Below are 4,422 nucleotides of genomic sequence, written 5' to 3'. Positions count from 1 at the left end.
TATTTTTTTAAAGACATAGACAACTATGTTTTTTTGTGATACAATTTTTTAGAAAAATTGATTTAGACAAATTATTTAATTACCAATTTCCATATCTGTTCCCTCTTTTTCATTTCAAGTTAACAGATTCTGTTAAAATTTTTAAAATACTTTCTATCAATATTTCTATATTAATCTGAAAATTCTTCTCTTTATACTTCTCTCTCAATTCATTTGTAGTTGTTATGAAAGCTCTTGTTTTTTCCGAAATAAATAAATTAAAATTTTTATAGCTATTTATCATATCATTTAACATTTTTGAGTATATTCTTAACTCTTTATCATTTATATCTACTCTATATTTTTTTATTACTTGACTTATTACCTCTATATTTTTTTCTTCTATTTCTCTTAAAAGGCCCAATGTTTCCTTATCTAATGAATCTAAATTTCTAAAAAGGCTTACTATCACTAAGTTTCTTTTTATCATATCATCATCTTCTAATATAATTCTGGCACTTACTAATTTTTTTATACAATCTTCTAATTTCATATTTTCTTCAAAAAAATATTTTATTTTTTCCTCAATTTTGGTTAATTGCTCTAACAATATATAATCTATCACACAATGCTTACTTTTAAAATATGTATAAAAACTTCCTTTAGCAATTCCTAAATTTTTTGTAATATCCTCTACTGAAATATTACTATACCCTTTTTCAAGAATAAGATTTTTCACAGAAAAAACAATTAACTCCCTTTTTTCCATTTTAATCAACTCCATATTTTAATACCTTAATTAAATTATTATAAACTATAAAGTGACTTGAGAGTCAATACTTTTTACAAAAAATCTATTGTAAATTTTACAACACCTCTTTCTTTATCATAAGTAAAACTATATCCTAACTTTAAAATCTCTAACAAATTTTTTACTATAGAGAGCCCTAATCCAGTTCCTCCATATTTTCTACTTCTAGAACTATCTATTTTATAAAAAGGATTAAATATCTTCTCTATCATCTCATCTGAAATATTCTCTGCACTATTTTCAATTATTAGAGTGTTTCCTTTTAATAATATCCCAACTTCTCTCTCCTCATTTACATATGTTAAAGCATTGGTAATTAAATTATTTAAAATAATATTAAATATTTTTATATCTGTTACTATCTCTAAATCATCTAATTCTACTTTTAAGTTTATCTTTTTTTGCTCAATATCCAATGAGTACTTATTTAAACCAAGTTCTATTATCTCTTTTAAATTAACTTTTTCAAAACTTGGCTTTAGATCTCTAAATTCATACTTCAAACAGCTATTTATATCTTTTACCAACTTATTTATAGACATGGCTTCGTTATATATAATATCATATGTGTTTTTCTTTTCATTTTCATCTATCATTCCATCTTGTAGAGCTTCTATATATCCATTTATTATTGCAACTGGTGTTTTTAATTCATGTCCAATCGCTCTCATAAACATTTTCTCTGTTTCTAAAATTCTCTCTTTTTCTTTTAACTCCACTTTTAATTTATCATTCAATAAATTTAATTCTTCTATATTTTGCTTTAATTTTCTAGCCATTTTATTTATATTATTTCCCAAACTTTCCAATTCATTTTTGGATTTTATCTCTACGACTTCTGTAAAATCTGAATTAGATATCTGAGTTGAAACTTTTTCTAATATTTCAATAGGGTCTGAAACTTTCTTTGAAATAATATATGATACTACTAGCAACATCGGAATGATTAAAAGAGAATATCTTTTATAGAGACCAACAATTATTGCTGTGGCTACTTTAGGGGAAATAATCTCACCTATGGCTACTATTATCTCATGATCTGAAATTTTCTTTATTAAAAAGAAATGATTTCTTAAGGCTGATAATTTCACTGTTTTTATATCATAATCGTTTAATTTCAGCTTTTTTATGTCAACCTTCATCTCTGTTCTATTAAAAAATTTAAAAAAATCTGTATTTCCACTCTTTTCATTTAAATCAACATATCTCAAATATATATCTAATTTATTTTCACCATACTTTATATCCTCTTTTTTTACTTTCTTTAAATGGTCAATATCTACATTTTCAGCTATCTTTATTAAGCTATTTTTTTTATCTTCAAATATATACTTATCCACATAAAAAAAGTTAAAAGCATAAATTAATGCTAATGGTAAATATGCTGCTAAACAAAAATAGAGAAATATTTTATAAAAAATCTTTTTTCTCTTCATATATTATCCCCACTATAAATCTAATTTATACCCTATTCCCCTTATTGTTTTTATAGCTCCTTTTCCTATTTTCTTTCTAAGGTTTTTTATATGAGTATCTATAGTTCTATCATCTCCTAAAAAATCATAGCCCCATACCTCATTCAAAAGCTTTTCTCTACTTAAAGCTATTTTATTATTTTTTACAAGATATACTAATAAATCATACTCTTTAGGAGCTAACTCTATCTCTCTTTTTGAATCAGTTACACTATGAGAGGTATCATTTATTACTAAATCTCCTATCTCTATTATAGATTCTACACTATTGTTACTTTTTCTCAAAAGTGACTTAACTCTTGCCAGCAAAACTTTGTTATTAAATGGTTTAGTAATATAATCATCTGCTCCCATTTCAAAACCAAATACTTCATCTTCACTATCATCTCTAGCTGTTAACATTATCACTGGAGTTTCTGTATATTTTTTTATCTCTCTTAAGATACTCCAACCATCTTTTTTAGGTAACATTACATCTAATATGACTAAATCAAAAGGTTTTTCATAAAAAAGCCTTAATCCCTTCTCTCCATCCTCTGCTTCACTTATTTCATAACCTTCTCTTACTAAATACATTCTCAATATATTTCTTATCTGCTCTTCATCATCAACAATTAATATTTTTTTCATTTTAGCCTCCCCCCATTCATCCATTTACTGAGTAAGTATATATGATGAATGTGAATAAATTATGAATCTTTATTGATACCTTTATTATATTTTATTCCAACTACGTTGTCTAGTATTTCTTAATATTTTATAAATAAATATTTCTTTTTTTTATAGTAATAAAAAAAGAACCCCAACAAAATCTATTGAGGTTCCTAAAAATCTATATTTTTTATAATATTCTAGATTAGAAAGTTGTTACAAATCCAGCCCAAACTGTTGGTTGCCATCTCCAATCTTTTGCTGAATGCTCATTTTCTACAGCCCAATCTCTATACTCTGCTCCAGCTGCTGCATATACAGTCATATTTTCTGTTACAGCGTAGTTAGCTTGTAAATATGGTAAAGCATATAATGAATATCTTGCATCATCTGTTCCTAATTTTCCTTCATCAGCAGTTCCAAATTTTTTCTCTTGAGACCAAGTATATGGATCATATCCCCCTTCAAATCCAAGATCTAATGAGAAGTTTCCATTTGTATAAAGGTTAGTTGTATTGTAGATATAGAATTCCATATCAACTGTGAAGTTTTTATCCTTCATATCTTGTCCATTATTAAATGCTTGATCTTGTCCATAGAAATTTTCTGTAAAGTATAAGTTAAATTCTGTTGAGAATCCCCATGGTAATGTATGATATGTATATAAGTCCATTCCTACTTGATTTGAGTAATCTGAACTATTATCATCATTCCAAGTATATCCTACTTTTGGAGCTACAATAAAGTAATCAGTTTTTACAACATCGTTATTAAACATATAGTCAGCAAAATCAAATCTTGCTTGATACTCCACGTTTTGATTATCTGAATCTGCATAATTTTTATAGTTAATTCTTGAAGTTAAATCTACTTTAGAGTCTCCTAATACTCCATGATCATAGAAATATCTTAATCTTGTTTCTGTTCTATTTTTATATGTACTATCTCCTTGATCTCCATGTTCATCTAAAGAATTATAAGCTCTTACTCTGTATTCTAAAGATTGGTTTTCAGTCATATTAATATTTCCTAATAATTGAATTCTTGAATAGTTATTATTTGTATTCCATCCATCTTTATTTGTAGAAGAGTAGTTAGTTCCATTTCCTTCTGTATCTCCATAGTATCTGTATTGTAGATCTACGTAACCATTTGGTCTAAATCCTTCTTCTTTGTCTCTGTAGACAATAACTTCCTTTTCTACGATTTGTACTGGAGCTTCCTCAACTACAACTGGAGCTGGTACAACTTCTTTTGCTTGTGCCATAGCAGCAACTGCTAAAAATGCACCTACTAATAACATTGATTTTTTCATAAAAATACCCCCTAGTATCCTTTTATAATAAACTGTTCCCAGTTATTTACATTCAAAGATGATAAAATAGTGTGTGTTTTGGGAGAATACCTATGTTATCATCTTTTAAATTTTGGCTAAGATAATTATAAGGATTAGCACTCTTATTAATTACTTATGATTTAAGTATATACTTAAGTATTGTTATTTTT

4 protein-coding genes are annotated in these 4,422 nt (G+C 26.3%); all 4 read right to left on the bottom strand.

The window, feature by feature from the left end:
- Positions 1–109: 109 nt before the first annotated feature.
- Positions 110–748, bottom strand: coding sequence for a TetR/AcrR family transcriptional regulator (locus IAA47_04960; protein ID MBU3842318.1), 639 nt, complete (start codon positions 746–748; stop codon positions 110–112).
- 74 nt (positions 749–822) lie between these two features.
- Positions 823–2,226 carry a HAMP domain-containing protein gene (locus IAA47_04955; protein ID MBU3842317.1) on the bottom strand — a complete coding sequence of 468 codons (1,404 nt, stop codon included), beginning with the start codon at positions 2,224–2,226 and terminating at the stop codon, positions 823–825.
- A 12-nt stretch (positions 2,227–2,238) separates the two neighbouring features.
- A complete protein-coding gene (locus tag IAA47_04950; protein ID MBU3842316.1) occupies positions 2,239–2,895 on the bottom strand; it encodes a response regulator transcription factor in 657 nt (218 codons plus the stop codon).
- A gap of 226 nt (positions 2,896–3,121) precedes the next feature.
- The gene (locus IAA47_04945; GenBank protein ID MBU3842315.1) at positions 3,122–4,231 is read right to left on the bottom strand and encodes a hypothetical protein; all 1,110 of its coding nucleotides are present in this window, start codon (positions 4,229–4,231) and stop codon (positions 3,122–3,124) included.
- Positions 4,232–4,422 lie beyond the last annotated feature (191 nt).

It is taken from the genome of Candidatus Fusobacterium pullicola (assembly GCA_018883725.1).
Taxonomy (GTDB): domain Bacteria; phylum Fusobacteriota; class Fusobacteriia; order Fusobacteriales; family Fusobacteriaceae; genus Fusobacterium_A; species Fusobacterium_A pullicola.
This window is presented reverse-complemented; position numbering and strand designations above follow the sequence as displayed.

Bases quoted from the DNA above. Each gene is read 5' to 3' on its own strand.
- IAA47_04960 (MBU3842318.1), bottom strand. From the start codon at position 748: ATGGAAAAAAGGGAGTTAATTGTTTTTTCTGTGAAAAATCTTATTCTT.
- IAA47_04955 (MBU3842317.1), bottom strand. From the start codon at position 2,226: ATGAAGAGAAAAAAGATTTTTTATAAAATATTTCTCTATTTTTGTTTA.
- IAA47_04950 (MBU3842316.1), bottom strand. From the start codon at position 2,895: ATGAAAAAAATATTAATTGTTGATGATGAAGAGCAGATAAGAAATATA.
- IAA47_04945 (MBU3842315.1), bottom strand. From the start codon at position 4,231: ATGAAAAAATCAATGTTATTAGTAGGTGCATTTTTAGCAGTTGCTGCT.